This is a genomic window from Lentzea sp. (genome assembly GCF_035525475.1).
Taxonomy (GTDB): domain Bacteria; phylum Actinomycetota; class Actinomycetes; order Mycobacteriales; family Pseudonocardiaceae; genus Lentzea.
In genome coordinates this window covers 39,780-57,699 of sequence record NZ_DATLEC010000027.1, presented here as the reverse complement: position 1 = coordinate 57,699, position 17,920 = coordinate 39,780, and the positions used below count along the sequence as shown (strand labels likewise).

The following is a 17,920-nucleotide window of genomic DNA, read 5'->3' as shown; positions in this document are numbered from 1 at the left end:
GATGACCTGGCGGGGATGTAAGACGGCCACCGTGATCAACTTCGAGGTGTGTTGGGACTCGAAGCGAAACGGTGGCCGCGTTGCGGATCTTAGATCTGGACGCGCGGCGGGCCGGGTTCGACGACCTGTTCGCCCGGTTCGCGGGCCGGTTCGTGCAGGTCCAGGGCCTACCTACTGGGCCTGTTGTCGCGGACCGAACGCAAGAACGGCTGGACCCTGGCCGAGCAGGCGGGCGACGCCACCCCGGACGGCATGCAGCGCCTGCTCAACCATGCGGCGTGGGACGCGGACAAGGTTCGCGACGACCTGCGCGGGTATGTGGCAGACCATCTCGGGCATGAGCAGGCGGTGCTGGTCGCCGACGAGACCGGGTTCTTGAAGAAGGGAGTCAAGTCCGCTGGGGTGCAACGGCAGTACTCCGGCACCGCCGGGCGGATCGAGAACTGCCAGCTCGGGGTGTTCCTGGTCTATGCCTCTGCGCACGGCCGTGCGCTGATCGACCGCGAGCTCTACCTAACCCCAGTTCAGCTGGTGCGCTGACCGGGACCGCTGCCGGGAGGCCGAGATCGACGACGAGGTCGAGTTCGCGACCAAACCGGAACTGGCGCGGCTGATGCTTGAACGGGCCGTCGACGGCGGGGTGCCGTTCTCCTGGTTCACCGCCGACGAGGCCTACGGCCAGAACCCCGGCCTGCGGTCGTGGTTGGAACAACGGGGCATCGCCTACGTCGTGGCGATCCCGTGCAAGCAGGAACTCCCCACCGCGGCGGGGAAACGACGGGCCGACACACTGGTCAGGCTCGTGCCGAAATCAGCCTGGCAGCGCCGTTCGTGCGGTGACGGCGCCAAGGGGCCACGGCTGTATGACTGGGCACTGGTCGACGCCGGTGAACACCACAGTCTGCTGATCCGCCGCTCGCTCACCCTCAACCCCAAGGGCATCCGCGAGCTGGCCTACTTCCTCTGCCACACAACGAATCCGGTCCCGCTGGACGTGCTGGTCCGGGTTGCCGGGAGCCGATGGGCAGTCGAGGAGTGCTTCCAGGCGGCCAAGAACGAGGTCGGCCTGGACCACTACCAGGTCCGCAAGTACGGCGCCTGGTACCGGCATATCACCCTCGCGATGCTCGCCCACGCCTTCCTCGCGGTCACCGCGAAGACGGAAAAGGGGGCTCTGCAGACCGCGATGACGGCCTGATCCCGTTGAGCGTCAACGAGATCAGGCGCCTGCACGCCGCCCTGACCTACACCCCGCACCCGCCCTCCCACGCCGAGGCCTGGTCACTCTGGCGACGACGCCACCAACACCGAGCCCGACAATGCCACTACCAGCGACGACTCAAAAATCACGGCCCGCGGCTGTAGCACTAGAACCGCGGCGCCGAGAAGTTCACGCGCAGCGTGTAGACCGAGCTCGACGCGGTGATGAACAGGTCGTTGCGCCGCGGCCCGCCGAAGGTCAGGTTCGAGCACACCTCGGGGATCTTCAGCCGGCCGATCCGCGTGCCGTCCGGCGCGAAGCAGTGCAGCCCGTCGTGCGCCGCCGCCCAGAGCCGCCCGGCCGCGTCGACGCGGATGCCGTCGAACCCTCCGGCGTCGCTGGTCACGAACACCCCACCGCCGGACAGCGCACGTCCGTCCTCGACCCGGAAGACCCTGATGTGGCTGGGGTCCTGGCGCGTGTCGACGATGTAGAGCAGCGACTCGTCCAGGGAGAACGCGAGCCCGTTCGGGCGGGAGAAGTCGTCCGCCACGATCGTCACCGAGCCGTCGACCGGGTCGGCGCGGTAGACGTGGCACGCGCCGATCTCGCTCTCGGCCTGGTGGCCCTCGTAGTCGCTGTCGATGCCGTAACCGGGGTCGGTGAACCAGATCGCGCCGTCGGACGACACGACGACGTCGTTGGGGCTGTTGAACCTCTTGCCCCGGTACGTCCCGGCGAGCACGGTGGTCGAGCCGTCGTGCTCGGTGCGGGTCACGCGCCGGTTGCCCTGCTCGCAGCTGACGAGCCGGCCCTGGCGGTCGACCGTGTGCCCGTTGTGGAACCCCGCTGGCTCGCGGAAGACGCCGACGACGCCGGTGAGCTCGTCCCAGCGCAGCACGCGGTCGTTCGGGATGTCGCTGAACACCAGGTACCGGCCGGCGGGGAAGTAGGCGGGACCCTCGGTCCAGCGGCAGCCGGTGTGCAGCCGCTGGATCCACTCGTCCCCGTTGACGTGCGCGAACCGGTCGTCCAGCACGACGAACTCCGCTTTGACCTTGTCCACCACTGCCCCCGTTCGCCGACCAGCACCGTGCCGCAATCATCGATCACCGCTGCCCGCTCCGGGAAGCCCGCCTACTCGCGCGGCCGCAGCACGTGGAACGGGACCAGCTGGTCGGCCAGCCACACCTTCCGAGGACGCCCGTCGGCGTAGCCGATCTCGTAGTTGACGACCCCGAGCCAGTCGCCATCGACGCTCGGGAAACGCCCGTGCAGCCGCCCCTCCACCTCACCGGTCAGGTCGAGCCCGGTCTCGATGACGCGCCTGGGGGCGTGGGGAGGACGGGCGAACAGGCGGTCCAGTCGAACGCCGACTCGCGTGAGCACCGGTCTCCGCCCGTGGACGTCGTCGCCCTCCCATGTCGTGAATGGACTGTTAAGCGCCATGACCACCTGCCGCAGCCGAAGCCCGCTGCGCGCGGTGCCGGACGAGCTCGAAGTAGCGCTCCTCGGACAGCTCGGCGCGATCCGGCACCGGCGCCGTCGCGGCCAGTCGCCAGGAGTGGTCGGCGCTGTCGGTGGCGCAGGCCAGACAGCTGATGTGGGCCTCACCGCCGTGCACGACCGCGCGGAACTCGGCATGACCGAGCGTGTGCCGCCCGAGCTTGCACCTCGCCGGCAGGAGGGCCACCGGCCGTCCTGCCGAGTCGTACCTGGAGGTGAGGGTGCCGTCCATTCGGGACGGTTCGAGTAGCTGCCGATCCATAGGACGGGAATCTATCAGTGGATTCGCACATGTGTTCGGTTGGACGCGTGCGGCGCACGGTCCGTCTTTCGCGTGAATCGGGTCGGGTCCACTGTGGATATCGGCGCCGCAGCGGCCACGCGACCGCCGTCAGGGCAGCAGCGTGTCCGGGGGGATCTGCAGGGCGATCGTGATCAGCGAGTGCACCCTCGTGGCGATGACCGCGAGAAGGCCCTGCATCTCGGGCGCCGCGCCGTCCGCCGCCGTCTGCAGGGTCTGCAGGTCGACGTCGATGCGGTCGAGGATCGCCGTGACGTCGGCCTGCCGGGCCGTCAGCGCCGTGGAGATCTCGTCCAGGGGAACACCGTGGACTTCCAGGCGTTGAACGAGGTGGATCCTGTCGACGTCGGCGGGGGAGTACAGGCGGTAGTTCGAGGCGGTCCGCTGCGCGGGGCTGATCAGTCCCAGCGTCGTGTAGTAGTCGACGGTGCGGATGCTGACGCCGGCTCGCGCGGCCAGTTCGCCGATCTTGAGCAACGCTTCGCTCACGTGCACCTCCTACCGGAAACCATACAGTGCTACGTGCTACTGTTGGAATCATGCCTGATGAAGCCGACGTAGACGGCTGCAGTAGTACGCCGGGGCGAGCCCGGCTGAACGTTTTCACCGCCGCGAGTGCGGCATGTTGATCTTTTCCGGTCTGCTGGCGATCGTGGCGCTGACCGCCGCCACCGGCTACTTCGTGGCCCAGGAGTTCGCCTACATGGCGGTCGACCGCGGCCGGCTGCGGCAGATGGCCGAGGCGGGCGACAAGGCCGCCGAACGCGCGCTGCTGGTGACGCGGAAGCTGTCCTTCATGCTCTCCGGCGCCCAGTTCGGCATCACCGTCACGGCGTTGCTGGTCGGGTACGTGGCCGAGCCGCTGCTCGGAACCGGCCTCGCGAACCTGCTCGGGTTGCCCGAGTCGTTCGGCGTGCCGCTGGCGATGGCCGTGGCGCTGACGTTCGCGACCGTCGTGCAGATGGTGCTGGGTGAACTGCTGCCGAAGAACCTCGCGATAGCGAGGCCCGAGGCACTCGCGAAGTGGCTCTCCTCGTCGACGCTGGTCTACCTCAAGATCGCCGGGCCGGTGATCCGCATGTTCGACGCCACCGCCAACAGGCTGTTGCGCGCCGTCGGCATCGAGCCCGTGGAAGAGCTGCCGCAGGGCGCGACGACCGAGGACCTCAAGCAGATCGTGGGCGACGCGGGGGAGCGGGGTCACCTCGACCCGGAGCTCGCCCGGTTGCTCGACCACGGCCTGGACTTCCGCGCGCTGGTCGCCGAACAGGCCATGACGCCGCGCGTGAACGTGCACTCCGTCCGGGTCGACGAGCCCGCATCCCGTGTGGTGGAGCTGCTCGACACCGGGCACTCCCGCTTCCCCGTGGTGGGCAGGGACCTCGACGACCTCCAGGGCGTCGTGGGACTGGCCGAGGTGCTGACCCTCACACCGGAACAGCGCCCCGTGACGCCGATCGGTCAGATCGCCTCGACCGCGCTGGTGGTGCCCTCGACGTTGCCGCTTCCCGCTGTGCTGGAACGGTTGCGCTCGGAGCGGCGCCAGCTGGCGTGCGTGCTGGACGAGTTCGGCGGGTTCGCCGGGATCGTCTCGCTGGAGGACCTGGCGGAGGAGCTCGTCGGCGAGATCCACGACGAGGACGACCTTGTCGAGGAAGTGATCGAACGTCTCGACGACGCCAGGTGGCAGGTACCCGGACGCATGCGGCTGGACGAGGTCGAGGACATGACCGGCGTCGCGCTGCCGGCGGAAGACGCCTACGACACCGTGTCCGGCCTGGTGCTGCACCGGCTCGGCCGCACCGCCGAGGTGGGCGACGAGATCGAACTGGACGACGTGACGGTGCTGGTCACCGCTGTGGCCCGCAACGTGCCCGAGACCGTTGTCGTGACGTCACGGGTCCGGGAGGAGGCTCGATGAGCACCGGAACGTCTCTCGGGATCTCCGTGGTCCTGCTGGCGCTCAACGCCTTCTTCGTCGCGGCCGAGTTCGCGCTGATCGCGGCCAAGCGGCACCGCCTGGAGCAGGAGGCCGAGACCTCACGTGCGGCGCGGGCCGCGGTCGCCGGTGTGCGCGAGCTGTCGTTGATGCTCGCGGGCGCCCAGCTGGGCATCACGCTGTGCACGCTCGGACTCGGCGCACTGGCCAAGCCCGCCGTCGCCGATCTGCTCGACCCGCTGCTGACCGGAGTGGGCCTGCCGGACGGTGTCGCGTACGGCATCGCGTTCACGATCAGCCTGGTGCTGGTGGTGTTCCTGCACATGGTCGTCGGCGAGATGGCCCCGAAGTCGTGGGCGATCTCGCACCCGGAGAGGTCCGCGCTGATGCTGGCGCTGCCGTTCCGCGCGTTCGCGCACTCGGTCCGCTGGATCCTCAGTGGACTGAACTCGACGACGAACGCCCTGCTGCGCCTGCTGAAGGTCGAGCCGCAGGACGAGCTGGCGCAGGCGCACCGGCCGGACGACCTGCGCATGCTCGTGCGCCAGTCCGGCGAGCACGGGCTCATCCCCGAGGCGCAGCAACGGTTGCTGACCCGGATGCTCCAGGTGCAGAAGACCACGCTGCGCGAGGTCATGGTGCCGATCGAGGACACCTCGACGGTCACCGAGCACACGGCGGCACGCGCGATCGAGCGCCGCAGCCTCCAGTGTGGACGGTCGCGGTTCCCGGTGAGGAACCTGCGCGGTGAGTTCGTGGGCCTGGTGCACATCCGGGAGGCGATGCGCGCCACCGCGGCGGGCGGCGACCCCGTGGCGCGGGAGCTCATGGCGCCGGTGCTGACGTTGCCCGCCTCGATGCCCGTCGCCGCCGCCGTCACCGCGATGAAGGCGGACCGGGCGCAGCTCGCGCTCGTGTCCGGCGACGACCGCGTCGTCGGCATCGCGGCGCTGGAGGACCTGCTCGAAGAGCTCATCGGCGACTTCGACGACGAGACCGACGCACCGCGCGTTGCGGTGCGGCAGAACTGACCCACCCAGTCCCCGCAGGAGGAGACTTGTTCAAGCGGATGCTCAGCGCGTTCGGCGTCGGCGGCCCGTCCGTCGACACCGTGCTGGACTCGCCACACGCCGCGCCCGGCCAGCTGGTCACCGGGCAGGTGCGCATCCAGGGCGGCAGCGCGGACGCCGAGATCGGCCAGGTCGTGCTGTCGCTCGTCACGCGCGTCGAGGTGGAGCACGGCGACCACGAGTACGGCGGCGTCTCGGAGTTCTTCCGCACGGTCGTGCAGCAGGGCGTGCGCGTCCCGGCGGGTCAGCTCGTCGCGATCCCGTTCCAGCTGCCGATCCCCTGGGAGACCCCGATCACGGCGGTCGGCGGCGGTCAGCTGCCCGGCATGACCGTCGGCGTGCGCACGGAGCTGGTGATCGCGGGCGCCCCCGACAAGGGCGACCTCGACCCGATCCTGGTGCACCCGCTGCCCTCGCAGGACGCGGTGCTGAACGCCTTCGGGCAGCTCGGCTTCTCGTTCCGCAGCGCGGACGTCGAAGCCGGTCGCCTGCACGGCGTGCCGCAGGAGCTCGGCTTCTACCAGGAGATCGAGTTCTTCCCGCCCGGCCAGTTCGCGGGCGCGGTCAGCCAGGTCGAGCTGACCTTCGTGGCCAACCCGCACGAGCTGTACGTGATTCTGGAAGCAGACAAGCGCGGTGGCGTGTTCTCCTCGGGCGGTGACGCGTTCGGTCACTTCCGGGCGTCGCACCAGGAGGCGCAAGGCACCGACTGGGCCTCGGCGATCAACGGCTGGCTCGCCCAGGTCGCCCAGCGCGGCCACGCCAACCCGGCGTTCGGCGGTGGCCACAACCCGGCGTTCGGCGGTCAGCCCGGCTACGGCCACCAGCCCGGCTACGGCCACCAGGCCGGTTACGGCGGCCATCACGGCTACGGCCAGCACGGGCACCACGGCCATCGCAGCGGCCCCGGCATCGGTGGCGTGGTCGCAGCGGGTGCCGCCGGTGTGGTGGGCGGCATGGTCCTGGGAGAGGTCGTGGAAGAGGTCTTCGAGGACGACGGCGGCGACTTCGCCTTCGGCGAGGAGTGATCTGACGGGTTCCGGCAGGGTGCCGGAGCCGGAACGGCGCGCGGCCAGTCGTCCACAGAGGACTGGTCTGCGCGACGCCCCTCGGTTCCGGCACCCGAACGGCGGTTGCACGGTGACCTTTTTCCGCAGATGCTGCATTGTCCGTTGAGCTGGACAGCCGACTCACCTCGGACCCCTGGGGGCATCAGGAGTGTCACGGTCGCACCGTTCCAGTGCCGTGGAGACGGGGCTGGTGGACGAGTCGGTGAGCCGCGCGCCCCGGGATCCCCTGCGCGCGGTGCGGCTGCTCACCACCGTGTTCGCCTGGCTGGGCGGTGCCGCGCTGGCCGGGAACCTCCTGTTCGCCGGTGACGGGGTCGTCCGCTTCCCCCTCGCCGGGGCGGTCGTGCTGCTGCTGGGCTCGTGGTGGGTGTGGCCTCGTCACGACGGCTGGGCGGTCGCGGTGGCCGAGGGGGTCGTCACGGCGGGTGCCGCGGTGGTGCTGCCCGGTGTGCAGCCGGTGCTCGCGTTCCTGTTCGGCACGACGACCCGACGCGCGTTGCACGGCGGTCCGTGGCGGTACCCGGTGAAGTCGCTCGTGGCCCTGGCCGGGTACGTGGCAGGGCTGTGCGTGTCGTTGTCCCGGCTGGAGCGGGCGGACCCGGACGTGGTGGTGGCCGCCGTCATGCCCCTGCTGGGACTGGTGATCGGGACGTTCGCCCTGCACGAGACCGTGCGCGCGGTCAGGTCGCAGCAAGCCGCCCGCCGGACCGTGGGGGCGCTGCTGCAGGCGACCCCGGTCGGGTTGGCCCTCCTCGACGAGCGGGGGACGCCTCGGCTGCACAACCTCCGTGCACGGGAGATGTTCGGCTGGGACGACACCGCCGAGGCGACCACGGTCCCCTGCCCGCACGGCGCCGACATCACCCGGTGCCGCGACGGATGCGCGTCTGCGGACGGCGCGGTCGAGGTGGAGCCGCACGACGGCCTCGTGCTCGAAGTGCACACCAGCCCGGTCGAGCAGCCGGCAGGTCCTGACCACACGGTGGTCGCCGCCGTGGACGTGAGCAGGCGCCGGCTGTGGGAGGACGCGCTGCGCGACAGGGCCGAGCGCGACGAGCTGACCGGGCTGGCCAGCCGTGCGCACTTCCTGCACCTCGTGCGGGAGGCGCTGGCACTCGGGCCCGTCGGGCTCCTGATCGTCGACCTGGACAGGTTCAAGGACGTCAACGACGCCGACGGTCACGAGGCGGGCGACCGGTACCTCAGGGCCGTGGCGGCCCGTGTGACCTCCGCCCTGCCGGCCGGGGCTGTCGCGGGGCGGCTCGGCGGTGACGAGTTCGCCGTGCTCGCGCCCGGTTTCGGCGTCCGGGACACCGTGCGGCTGGCGAAGTCCGTGCTGACGAGGCTGAACGACGACCCGGAGCCGTTCGGGACGAGCATCGGCGCCGCGGTGTCGGAGGCCGGCGCGGGCGCGACCGAGCTGCTCCGCGACGCCGACACCGCGATGTACGTCGCGAAGAGGGAGGGCGGGAACCGCTTCCGCCTGTTCCGCCGGGAGATGGGGGAGCAGGCGCTCGCCCGGCAACAGGACAGGACCGACCTGCGCACCGCGGTGGAGGACGGCCAGCTGGTCGTCCACTACCAGCCGATCGTCGACCTCGCGACGGGCACGGTGACCAGTGCCGAGGCGCTGGTCCGCTGGCAGCGTCCCGGCCGGGGACTGCTGGGACCCGACGCGTTCATCGGCCTGGCCGAGGAGACCGGCCTCATCGTGCCGCTCGGCGAGAAGGTGCTCGACACGGCGTGCCGCCAGGCCGTGCGCTGGCACGCGGAAGGGCGGTCGCTGGGGGTGACGGTGAACGTCTCCACGCGCGAGCTGTCGACTCCCGGCTTCCTGCCGCGGCTGGAACGGGTGGTCGCCGCGACAGGGCTGGAACCGGGCCGGCTGACCATCGAGGTGACCGAGAGCGTGTGGGCCGACGAACCGGCGATGCGGAGCCTGGTGGCCGTGCGGGACTCGGGCGTCCGCGTGGCGCTGGACGACTTCGGCACCGGCTACTCCTCGCTGAGCTACCTGCAGCGCTACCCGTTCGACGTCGTGAAGATCGACAGGACGTTCACCGGCGCCCTCGGCGAGAACGACCGCACCGAGGGCGTGATCCGGTGCATCATCGCCCTCGCCGACGTCCTCGGCGCGCGGACGGTCGCCGAGGGCATCGAGACGCCGGAGCAGGCGGACTGGTTGCGCGACGCCGGGTGCGCGTACGCGCAGGGCTACCTGTTCGGCAAGCCGGCCGACGCCGACAGCTGGAACACCCAACCGGCCGCGTCTTCCGGCAGCTGACCGCGTCCCGATCTTCGAGCGCACGCCGGCAAGTGGATGCGCACGGCAGGCGTCCCATCACTCCGTGTACGTTTAAGTCAGTCAATTGATTTAAACTCTGGCGTCGAGCCGATGCGAAGACGCCGCGGAGAGAGGGCGGGCATGTCGGCACTCGGACCTTCGGGGACCCCTGACGAGCTGGGGTTCGACCCCGAGGCCTTGCGTGAGCGCTACCGGCGGGAACGGGACCGGCGGGTGCGGCCGGACGGCAGCGAGCAGTACCGGCGCGCGGAGGCGGAGTTCGGCTACTACGCGGAGGACCCGTACGCGGAGCCCGGCTTCACCAGGGAGCCGGTCCGCGACCGGGTGGACGCGGTGGTCATCGGCGGCGGGTTCGGCGGGCTGCTGGCGGCCGCGCGGCTGCGGCAGGCGGGACTGGAGCGCATCCGGGTCGTCGAGAAGGCGGGGGACTTCGGCGGCACCTGGTACTGGAACCGGTATCCGGGCATCCACTGCGACATCGAGTCCTACGTCTACCTGCCGTTGCTGGAGGAGGTCGGGTACGTCCCGCGGTGGAAGTACTCGCCGGGCGAGGAGATCCGGCAGCACGCGATGGCCATCGGCAGGACGTTCGACCTGTACGCGGACGCGTTCTTCCAGACCGGTGTGCGGGAACTGCGGTGGGACGACGGCGAGTGGCTCGTGCGCACCGACCGCGACGACGAGGTCCGCGCGACCTACGTGGTGGTGTCGAACGGCACGCTCGACCACCCCAAGCTGCCGCGCGTTCCCGGCATCGAGGACTTCGCCGGCCACACGTTCCACACGAGCCGCTGGGACTACGGCTACACGGGCGGGGACGCGAACGGTGGTCTCACCGGGCTCGCGGACAAGCGCGTCGCGGTGATCGGCACGGGGGCGACGGCCATCCAGGTGGTGCCGCACCTGGGGCGCGACGCCGGGCACCTGTACGTCTTCCAGCGCACGCCGTCGTCGGTGGACGTGCGGGGCAACCGTCCCACCGACCCGGAGTGGGAGGCCTCCCTCGAACCCGGCTGGCAGACCCGGCGCAGGGAGAACTTCCAGGCCGTCGTGACCGGTCACGAGGCCGAGGTGGACCTGGTGGACGACGCCTGGACGGCGAGCGGCCGGCTGCTCGGCAAGATCGTCCCGACGGACGCCAGCGCGCACCTGGACCCGGAGGAGTGGGAACGGGTCGAAGAGCACCTCGACTTCGTGAAGATGAACGAGCTGCGCGCCCGCGTGGACGCCGTCGTCGAGGACCCGGCCACGGCCGAGCTGCTCAAGCCCTGGTACCGCTACGGCTGCAAGCGCCCGACCTTCAGCGACGAGTACCTCCAGACGTTCAACCGCCCGAACGTGACCGTGGTCGACACCGCGGACCACGGCGGCGTCGAGCGGATCACCGAGAACGCGATCGTCGTCGGCGGCGTCGAGTACGAGGTCGACTGCGTCATCTTCGCCACCGGCTTCGCGGTCGGGATGTCCGACGTCATGACCGGCCGCCTGCCGGTGCGGGGCAGGGACGGCCAGGGGTTGCTGCAGTCGTGGGCCGCGGGTGGGGTGCGGACGCTGCACGGCTTCTGCAGCAACGGTTTCCCGAACCTCTTCCACCTCGGATCGCTGCAGAACGCGCCCTCGGTGAACTACACGCACGTGCTGGACGAGCAGGCGACCCACATCGGCGAGGTGGTCGCGCAGGCCCGCCGGCGTGGGGTGAAGTGCGTGGAGCCGACCGCGGCGGCCGAGCGCGCGTGGGTGGAGACGGTGCGCGCGGGCTCCCCTGACCGCGGGCGCTACGACGCCGAGTGCACCCCGGGCTACTACAACAACGAGGGCAAGGCGCGCGGTCCCCGGCAGACCTACGGGCCCGGTCCCGTCGCCTTCCACCGCTTGCTGCGCGAATGGCGCGCGGGCGAGGGCATCGAGGAGGTGCTCGGCGATGCGAGCTGACGGCCGTTACGGGAAGACCGAGAACTTGCGCTCGGCGAGGGGATCCGTCGAGCGGCTCACCCCGCCGAGCTCGCTGTGGGGCTCGAACGGCGTCGCGTTCGGCCCCGACGGGCGGCTCTACGTCGCGCAGTTCGTGGCGGGCCGGATCAGTGCGGTGGACCTCGGCTCCGGTGAGGTCGAGACCGTGGTGGAGATGGACGGTCCGGTGCAGTCGCCCGACGACCTGGCCTTCGGCGCCGACGGCTCGATGTACATCACGGACCTCGTGCCGGGACGGGTGTGGCGGCGCGGCCCGGACGGCGAGTTCACCCTCGTCACCGACGACGTGGCGCAGCCCAACGGCATCGCCTGCGTCGGAGACCGGGTGTTCGTCAACGAGATGCGCATGGGCGGCCGGGTGCTCGAGCTGTTCCCCGGCGGCGGGGAACCGGTGGTGCTGGCGGAGGGCCTCGCGCTGGGCAACGCCATGCAGCTCGGTCCCGACGGTCACCTCTACTACCCGCACATGGTCACGAACGAGGTCCACCGCGTGTCCCCGGACGGCGGCGCGCCGGAACTGGTCGCGCGAGACGTCCACCAGCCGGTGGCGGTGCGCTTCGACCTGTCCGGGCAGCTCACCGTGTTGTCGCGCGGTGAGGCCGGGATCGTCACCCGCATCGACCTCGACTCCGGCCGGCGGACCGTCGTGCCCGGCGAACTGTCCGGAATGGACAACGCCGCGTTCGACGCGGAGAACCGGATGTTCGTCTCCAGCTTCGCGGCGGGCGGCATCGCGGAACTCGCTCCCGACGGCCGCGCGCGAGTGATCGTGCCGAAGGGGTTCGTCGGACCCTACGGCGTAGCTGTCGACCGTGCGGGCACCGTGTACGCGGGGGACAACTTCCGCCTGGCGACCGTCGACGGCGGTGAGGCGCACACCCGCGAGCTGCTCGCGTCGAGCCACGGCGTCGCAACCGACGACCACGGCCGTGTGCACATCACGTCGCAGTCGGGCGCGGTGCGCACGTACGAACCGGAGCAACGCGTGTTCCGGACACGGGCGGAGAAGCTGGCCCGTCCGGGCGGTGTGGCGCTGCGCTCCGACGGCCTGCTCGTGGTGGCGGAGACGGGCGCGGGTCGTGTCGTGGGCATCGACGACGAGGACGGTCTCGTCGTTCTCGCCGAAGGGCTGCGCGCCCCGGTCGACGTCGCACTCGACAGGGAGGACCGGTGCTACGTCAGCGACGAGGAGGGCGGGGTGGTCGTCCGCGTCGACGACGGCGCCCTGGTGCCCGTGGTGGAGGAACTCCAACGGCCGCAGGGCATCGCGGTGAGCGGCGACGAGCTGTTCGTCGTGGAGACGGGCACGCGCCGGTTGCTCTCGATCGACCTCGTCACCGGCGACCGCCGGGTCGAGGCCGAGGAGCTCGCGGTCGGCCTGCCGCCCGGTGTGGCGCGCGTGCAGCCGGAGCCGGTGGGCCACGCGTCGGTGCCCGTGCCGTTCGCCGGGGTCGCGGTGGGGCCGGACGGCTCGCTCTACGTCTCGGCCAACGGTGAGGGTAGCGTGCTGCACCTGCGTCGTTAGACGTGCCGAGGTCCACTGCCGCAAAATCCGGCGACAGCGGCGGCCGTCCCCGCCAGGATGGCCGCCGTGCAGGAAGTCGAAGTCGTTGTCGCCCACAGCAAGCGCGTGACGCTGCGCGTCGGCGACGTGTTCCTGAAAGTCGACGGCGACCCGGCCCATGCCGCCGTCGAGGTGCGGGCGATGGCCATGGCGCCGGTACCGACCCCGGCGGTCCTCTGGCACGAGCCGCCCGTGGTCGCGATCGCCGCCGTGCCCGGCAAGGCGCTCGGCGTCCTCGGTGAACCGTCGCCCGCGTCACCGGCGGCGTGGGCCGCGGCGGGCGCCGCCGTGCGGAGGCTGCACGACGCGCCGTTGCCGCCGTGGCCGGGTCGCGCCCTCGACGACATGGCGGCGGAGCTCGACAGCGAGTGCGCATGGCTGCTCGCCAACGCCGTCCTGCCCGCCGAGGTGGTCCGGCGCAACCGCGAGATCGCCGAGGCCGCGCTCCGGCCGTGGACACCGGTGTTCGTCCACGGCGATCTGCAGATCACCCACGTGTTCGTCGACGGCGACGAGGTCACCGGTGTCATCGACTGGTCGGAAGCCGCTCCCGGCGACGCCGGTTTCGACCTCGCCATCCTGACGCTCGGGCACGAGGAACGCCTGGACGACCTGCTCGCCGGCTACGGCGAAGGCGCGGATCGGGACGTGATCCGCGCCTGGTGGTCGTTGCGCAGCCTGGTGGCGTCGCGCTGGCTGATCGAGCACGGCTTCGACCCCGACGCGCCGGGGTGCGAGTTCGACGTGCTCAGGTCCCGGATGCGGGATTCCTAGTCCTCCTGGGGCAAATCCAGGCTGGTGCGCAGCGACACCGGCTCGAGCAGCACCGCGGCGACGACACCGAGCAGCGCGACGCCGGCCGAGATGGCGAAGACGGTCCCGGTCGCCTCACCGTAGGCGGCGGGGACCGGCAGGCCCGCCGCGGTGTGGTGGGCCACCTGGCGGGCGAGCACGGCGCCGAGGACGGTGACGCCGATCGTGCCGCCGAGCGAGCGGAAGAACGACACGGTCGCGCTGGCGGCGCCGATGTCGGCGAGCGGGACGGCGTTCTGCACCACGAGGACGAAGTTCTGCAGGGTCATGCCGACACCCGTGCCGATGAGCACCATGGGCAGCGCGACGAGCACCAGCGGTGTGCGCTCGTCGAGGAAGGCGAGGCAGGTGAACCCGGCGGCGAGGCACACGGCGCCGGTGACGAGGTAGGGCTTGATCCGGCCGGTGCGGCTGAGCAGGCGGCCCGCCACGACGGAGGAGATCAGGATGCCCGCCATCATCGGGATGGTGAGCACGCCCGCCTCCGTCGGCGTGTGGCCGCGGCTGAGCTGGAAGTACTGGCTGAGGAAGACGGCGGCACCGAACATGGCCGTGCCCGCCGAGAGGCTGCCGAGAACGGCCAGTGCGGTGGTGCGCCGCGTGATGATGCCGGGTGGCACGATCGGCTCCGGGACCCTCGTCTCCACCCAGGAGGCCAGGCCGAGCAGCAGGAGGCTGCCGCCGACCATGGCCGCGGTCTGCCAGGACGCCCAGGCGAAGGCGTCGCCGACGAACGAGATCCAGATCAGCAGGACGCTGACACCGCCGGTGAGCAGCGACGCGCCCCAGTAGTCGACGCGGACGTTCTCCCTGCGCGACAACGGGAGCCGCAACGTCAGCTGCAGCAGCACCAGCGCCGCGAGCCCGAACGGCACCCCGACGAAGAAGCACCAGCGCCAGCCCAGCCACGAGGTGTCGACGAGGAACCCGCCCAGCAGCGGCCCGCCGATCGTGGACAACGCCGTGACGCTGCTCAGGTATCCCGCGTACCGGCCGCGTTCGCGCGGCGGGATCATCGCGCCGATGGCGATCTGGACCAGGGCCTGCACGCCACCGACCCCGACGCCCTGCAGGGCACGCGCGGCGATCAGCTGGCCCGCGTCCTGGGCCAGACCGGCCGCGACCGACCCGGCGAGGAAGACCACCGTGGCCACCTGCACGAGGGTCTTCTTGCCCGCCAGGTCGGCGAGCTTGCCCCAGATCGGGGTCGTGACGGTCGTGGTGAGCAGGGTGGCGGTGACCACCCAGGTGTACTGGGTGGGGGAGCCGTGCAGGTCACCCATCATCCTGGGGAGGGCGGTGGCCACGACGGTGCTGCTCAGCGTGGAGACGAACAGGGCGAGCAGCAGGCCGGTGAGCGACTCCAGGACCTTCCGCCGGGACGGCGCGGTGATCGTGCTCATGCGACCACTTTAAATCAATTGATTGATTTAAAGGTGGGAGGGTGCCCGGTACAGGCCGGCGAGGGCGTCGATCAGCCCGGTCGCGGTGGCGTTCCAGATCGCCGCGGTGTCCTCTGGCAGGTCCCGTTCCCGCCGGGCGCACATGTGCACGATCAACGTCCTGGCCATCTCGTCGCGTTCGGCGCGCACCTCGGGCGACAGCTCGGGAAGGCACCGGTGCACCGCGTCGTCGACCTCGCGCTGCAACGGGGTCTGACCCACGTCGACGAGGTCGAGCTCCCGCAGCTTCGGCTCGGTCATGAGCTGGGCGACGAACCGGGCGTACCAGCTGTTCGACCCCAGCGACGCCAGGTGGCCGGTGAACGGGCGGACGAGGCAGGCGAGCCAGTCGCGCAGCTCGGTGCTCCCGGCGTGCTCGTCCACGGCCTTCTCGCGCATCAGCTCGACCGGTTCGCTGTGCCGCAGGTAGATGGCGCGGACGAGCTCCGCCTTGCTGCCGAAGTGGTAGCTGACCGCCGTGTTGTTGCCCAGGCCGGCCTCGTCGCTGATCTGCCGGTTGGAGACGGAGAAGACGCCGTGCTCGGCGAACATGCGTTCGGCGGTGGCGAGGATGCGTTCCCTCGTGCCCTCTGGCGTCCTGCTGCGCGTCATCCCTGGAGCTCCGGCCGGCCGTGCCCGGCGTCGTGCCGGGCTGCTGGCCAGCAGGATAGGTCAGACCGCCGCCCAGCCGTCGTCGACGGGCAGCACGACGCCGTTGACGTTGGCGGCGGCGTCGGAGGCGAGGAAGACGATCGCGGCGGCCTGGTCGTCGGCCTGGGCGAGGCGACCGATGTTCTGCCGGTACCGCGCGAGCACCCTGGGCCCGTGCGCGTCGGGGTCGACGGTCAGGGCGATGCCGGTCAGGGTGGCGCCGGGGGCGATGGCGTTGGCCCGGATGCCCGAGTCGCGGTACATGACCGCCACGGACCGGGTGAGCCCCACCAGGCCGTGCTTCGACGCGGTGTAGGCCGCTCCGGCCGCGCTGCCGCGCAAGGCCGCCTCCGAGGCCGTGTTGACGATCGCGCCCTTGCCCTTGGCGACCATGTGCGGCAGGGCGGCACGGGTGAGCAGGAACGGCGCGGTGAGGTTGACCCGCAGCACCCGCTCCCACTCGGCGTCGGAGACGTCGGCCGCGGCGGACATGCTGTCCATCACCCCGGCGTTGTTCACCAGGACGTCGATCCCGCCGAACGAGGTGATCGCCGTCTCGACGACCGCGTCGGCCACGGCCTGATCACCCAGATCGCCGGTCGCGGCCACCGCGGTGCCACCGGCCGCCTCGATCTCCGCGACGACGGCCTGGGCGGCGTCGGCGTTGATGTCGGCCACCACGACCTTCGCCCCCGCGGAGGCGAAGCGCAGGGCCGCGGCCCGTCCGATGCCCGAACCGGCACCGGTGACCACCACGCTGCTGTCCGCAAGTCCGTCCATTGCTGCCTCCATCTGCGTTTACTTTTTGTCATTCTGTGCCATGTAGTCGCCTGGGGACAATAACGGGTACGGTGTGCGGGTCTTCTGCAGGAGGTCACATGCCGATCGGACGCCCGTCCCTCACCGAGCGGCGCAAGGCCGAGACCCGCCTCGACGTCGCCCGCGTGGCGGTCGGTCTCTTCGTCACGCAGGGCGTGGCCGCCACGTCCGCCGAGGAGATCGCCACCGCGGCCGGCATCTCGTCCCGCACGCTGTGGCGCTACTTCCCGACCAAGGAGAGCTGCGTCCTGCCGTTGCTGACCGGCGGCATCGACCTGGCCGCGGACTGGCTGCGGTCGTGGCGCGAGGACCAGGACATGACCGAGCTCGTGGACGCGCTGCGGCAGGCGGGCGGTTCCGCCGGCGACCGCGCGACGATGCTCGGCCTGGTGCGCCTGACCAGGACCGAGCCCGGCCTGCGCGCGGTGTGGCTGGAGGCCCACCGGCAGGCCGAACCGGTCTTCGCCGACGCGCTCGCCCGCCGCGACGGCCTGGCCGCTCCGGACCTGACCTCGGTCGTGCACGCCGCGATGATCAACGCCGCGCTGCGGGCCGCCGTGGAGCACCACGCGTTCCACGCCGACGCCTCCGACGACGAAGGGGACGGCGTGGAGGCCGCGGTCAGCGAGGCGTTGCTGATCGCCACCCGCGGCCTCACGCGCTGACCCGCGGGTAGCGTGTCGCCCGTGGCGCAGGTCTTCATCCAACCCTCGTACGGCACTCCCGAAGCGCGCAGGCATTGGGCGGACACCTTGGCGCACGCGGTGCCGTTCCGGGAGGCGGCCCTGGAGTGCGCGGCGCTGGACTTCGCGGCACTGGACCCGGAAGACCGGGCGCGGCTGGACGCCCTGCACCCGGACGGCCGGGCCCGGTTCTGGGGTGCCACCGCCAAGCACGACAAGCGGATGGACGGCGTCACCACCGGCGACGTCGCGCTCCTCACCGGCCGCAAGCACGTGCTGGCCATCGGCGAGGTCGGGCACTCGTTCCGCGACCCGGCGTTCGCACGCCGGCTGTGGCGTCCCGATCCGGCGAAGTGCCTGTGGAGCAACGTCTACAGCTTCCGGAGGTACTGGCCGGTGCACATCCCGTACGAGGAGATCTGGGCGTTGCCGGGGTTCTCCGCGGGTGACAACTTCATGGGACTGCGCTTCATCTCACCGGAGAAGGCCGCCGTCGTGCTGGCGCACACGGCCGCCGATCGGCGGAGCGCACCCGCGAAGGACGACGAGATCTGCCCCGCCGTGGTCTGACGATCCCGAAAGCCT

The 17,920-nt window shown here is 71.1% G+C and carries 16 protein-coding genes and 1 pseudogene; 10 read left to right on the top strand and 7 right to left on the bottom strand.

The genetic code is table 11. The features are described from left to right. The first annotated feature begins 125 nt into the window (after window positions 1-125). Window positions 126-1,198 (top strand): annotated as a pseudogene (locus VM306_RS03575) (IS701 family transposase). Between the two features lie 169 nt (window positions 1,199-1,367). Here the strand turns inward: VM306_RS03575 and VM306_RS03570 are convergent. From VM306_RS03570 to VM306_RS03555, 4 genes are all read right to left on the bottom strand, one after another. Further along, window positions 1,368-2,267, bottom strand: a complete 900-nt coding sequence (locus VM306_RS03570; protein ID WP_325510806.1) for an SMP-30/gluconolactonase/LRE family protein — start codon at window positions 2,265-2,267, stop codon at window positions 1,368-1,370. Window positions 2,268-2,338: 71 nt separating this feature from the next. After that, window positions 2,339-2,590 (bottom strand): hypothetical protein, encoded by a 252-nt coding sequence (locus tag VM306_RS03565; protein ID WP_325510804.1) that lies wholly within the window; start codon window positions 2,588-2,590, stop codon window positions 2,339-2,341. 49 nt (window positions 2,591-2,639) lie between these two features. Beyond that, window positions 2,640-2,969 (bottom strand): hypothetical protein, encoded by a 330-nt coding sequence (locus VM306_RS03560; protein ID WP_325510802.1) that lies wholly within the window; start codon window positions 2,967-2,969, stop codon window positions 2,640-2,642. Between the two features lie 129 nt (window positions 2,970-3,098). After that, entirely contained in the window at window positions 3,099-3,497 is a 399-nt protein-coding gene (locus VM306_RS03555) for a MerR family transcriptional regulator (RefSeq protein ID WP_325510800.1), read from the bottom strand. Window positions 3,498-3,630: 133 nt separating this feature from the next. Here VM306_RS03555 and VM306_RS03550 point away from each other — a divergent pair, with 133 nt between their 5' ends. From VM306_RS03550 to VM306_RS03520, 7 genes are all read left to right on the top strand, one after another. Then, entirely contained in the window at window positions 3,631-4,929 is a 1,299-nt protein-coding gene (locus VM306_RS03550; RefSeq protein ID WP_325510798.1) for a hemolysin family protein, read from the top strand. Beyond that, window positions 4,926-5,978: a hemolysin family protein gene (locus VM306_RS03545; protein WP_325510796.1), complete on the top strand. Its 1,053-nt coding sequence runs from the start codon at window positions 4,926-4,928 to the stop codon at window positions 5,976-5,978. The genes VM306_RS03550 and VM306_RS03545 overlap by 4 nt, the downstream gene beginning before the upstream one ends. 26 nt (window positions 5,979-6,004) lie before the next feature. Then, window positions 6,005-7,045, top strand: coding sequence for a sporulation protein (locus tag VM306_RS03540; protein WP_325510794.1), 1,041 nt, complete (start codon window positions 6,005-6,007; stop codon window positions 7,043-7,045). A gap of 217 nt (window positions 7,046-7,262) precedes the next feature. Then, window positions 7,263-9,371: a putative bifunctional diguanylate cyclase/phosphodiesterase gene (locus VM306_RS03535; RefSeq protein WP_325510792.1), complete on the top strand. Its 2,109-nt coding sequence runs from the start codon at window positions 7,263-7,265 to the stop codon at window positions 9,369-9,371. Between the two features lie 141 nt (window positions 9,372-9,512). Beyond that, window positions 9,513-11,324 (top strand): NAD(P)/FAD-dependent oxidoreductase, encoded by a 1,812-nt coding sequence (locus VM306_RS03530; RefSeq protein WP_325510790.1) that lies wholly within the window; start codon window positions 9,513-9,515, stop codon window positions 11,322-11,324. Further along, on the top strand, window positions 11,314-12,888 hold the full coding sequence (locus VM306_RS03525) for a PQQ-binding-like beta-propeller repeat protein (protein WP_325510788.1): 1,575 nt from the start codon (window positions 11,314-11,316) through the stop codon (window positions 12,886-12,888). Before VM306_RS03530 ends, VM306_RS03525 begins: the two co-directional genes overlap by 11 nt. A 57-nt stretch (window positions 12,889-12,945) precedes the next feature. Next, on the top strand, window positions 12,946-13,701 hold the full coding sequence (locus VM306_RS03520) for a phosphotransferase family protein (protein WP_414672325.1): 756 nt from the start codon (window positions 12,946-12,948) through the stop codon (window positions 13,699-13,701). Here VM306_RS03520 and VM306_RS03515 read toward each other — a convergent pair. From VM306_RS03515 to VM306_RS03505, 3 genes are read right to left on the bottom strand one after another with little or no spacing between them, the layout of a single operon-like run. After that, the gene (locus VM306_RS03515) at window positions 13,698-15,143 is read right to left on the bottom strand and encodes an MDR family MFS transporter (protein WP_325510784.1); all 1,446 of its coding nucleotides are present in this window, start codon (window positions 15,141-15,143) and stop codon (window positions 13,698-13,700) included. The two genes, VM306_RS03520 and VM306_RS03515, sit on opposite strands and share 4 nt — an antisense overlap. A gap of 27 nt (window positions 15,144-15,170) precedes the next feature. Further along, window positions 15,171-15,794, bottom strand: coding sequence for a TetR/AcrR family transcriptional regulator (locus tag VM306_RS03510; RefSeq protein ID WP_325510782.1), 624 nt, complete (start codon window positions 15,792-15,794; stop codon window positions 15,171-15,173). A 60-nt stretch (window positions 15,795-15,854) separates the two neighbouring features. Beyond that, a complete protein-coding gene (locus tag VM306_RS03505) occupies window positions 15,855-16,613 on the bottom strand; it encodes an SDR family NAD(P)-dependent oxidoreductase (protein WP_325510780.1) in 759 nt (252 codons plus the stop codon). A gap of 98 nt (window positions 16,614-16,711) precedes the next feature. On the opposite strand from VM306_RS03505, the gene VM306_RS03500 reads away from it, so the two are divergent. Continuing rightward, on the top strand, window positions 16,712-17,317 hold the full coding sequence (locus VM306_RS03500; RefSeq protein WP_325510778.1) for a TetR/AcrR family transcriptional regulator: 606 nt from the start codon (window positions 16,712-16,714) through the stop codon (window positions 17,315-17,317). A gap of 21 nt (window positions 17,318-17,338) precedes the next feature. Beyond that, entirely contained in the window at window positions 17,339-17,905 is a 567-nt protein-coding gene (locus VM306_RS03495; protein ID WP_325510776.1) for a hypothetical protein, read from the top strand. Window positions 17,906-17,920 lie beyond the last annotated feature (15 nt).